This is a genomic window from Vibrio sp. 03_296 (assembly GCF_002265885.1).
In genome coordinates this window covers 1-882 of record NZ_NPKW01001039.1, presented here as the reverse complement: position 1 = coordinate 882, position 882 = coordinate 1, and the positions used below count along the sequence as shown (strand labels likewise).

General features: G+C 47.1%; 1 protein-coding gene and 1 pseudogene. One reads left to right on the top strand and one right to left on the bottom strand.

Going from position 1 to position 882, the window contains the following annotated elements; translation table 11 throughout:
* Nucleotides 1–292 precede the first annotated feature (292 nt).
* The gene (locus tag CIK04_RS34950) at nt 293–478 is read left to right on the top strand and encodes a hypothetical protein (protein WP_325206008.1); all 186 of its coding nucleotides are present in this window, start codon (nt 293–295) and stop codon (nt 476–478) included.
* A gap of 20 nt (nt 479–498) precedes the next feature.
* Here CIK04_RS34950 and CIK04_RS29695 read toward each other — a convergent pair.
* Nucleotides 499–882 (bottom strand): annotated as a pseudogene (locus tag CIK04_RS29695) (isoprenoid biosynthesis protein ElbB); the annotation flags it as partial.

Genomic DNA, 882 nt, shown 5'->3' with positions numbered 1-882 from the left:
TGCCATTAGCAGGGGAATATATTGAAGACCAATATCGAGATGATTAAAAAGTAGTTTGGGGTCGAAGTGGCGATTTATCTTGTCGATACTCAGGCTCATTGGCAAGAGATGGTAAGACGAGCAAAAGAGGTAAAGCGTCGACGCGATTTTAGTTGGGCTGTATCACACGCTCGTGGATGAGGAGGGGAACAGTGTTCCTTCTGATGAGATCTTATTTTGGACTAATCAACATTCGGAAGTACCTTTGTTTGGTTTTTGGGACTTTTCGGTTGGTCAAAGGAAAAATCGGCAGGTGGCGGTAGTATTGTTTGTGAAGTTCAAGGTCGACATTGTTGGTCGAATTATCAATCAACTGATTGATGGTAAATCGGCTGACGCGATTCCCATTCAAATCGGTAATCAGGGAAGGCCTCTGTACAGTGATTCGGAAATGCGCCGCTGGAATTACTCCCCCCAAGGATGGGAGGGAATTGAGTAGTTAAATCGCGAGATGGTTGTTTAGGCGATTTCGACCAATTTGTTAACCAGTTTCTCGATCCCTGAATGCAGCTTCGACAATGGAACCTGCAAGCATATAAGCTGGGGTGGAAAGCACCTTATGTTGTCGGATCGAAATGCATCTCTTCGACTGAGCACTCGACGTGCTTACCGCCCATTTGACTAAATGCCGCCGCGGTTGCGACATCGTTGCCAATGGTGCCTTCAACGCCTGAAGCGTAGACCATAGGGATAATGGTTGGTGCAATGCACAAGTAACCTGCTGGTTTGCCTGCTTGGGCAAAGTCGCGACAGGCTTTGGCGACACTTTCATTTACTTGGCATTCAGCGCCAGAAATAGCGAAATTGGTTAGGTTTTTTGCTGCGCCAAATCCGCCCGGCAAA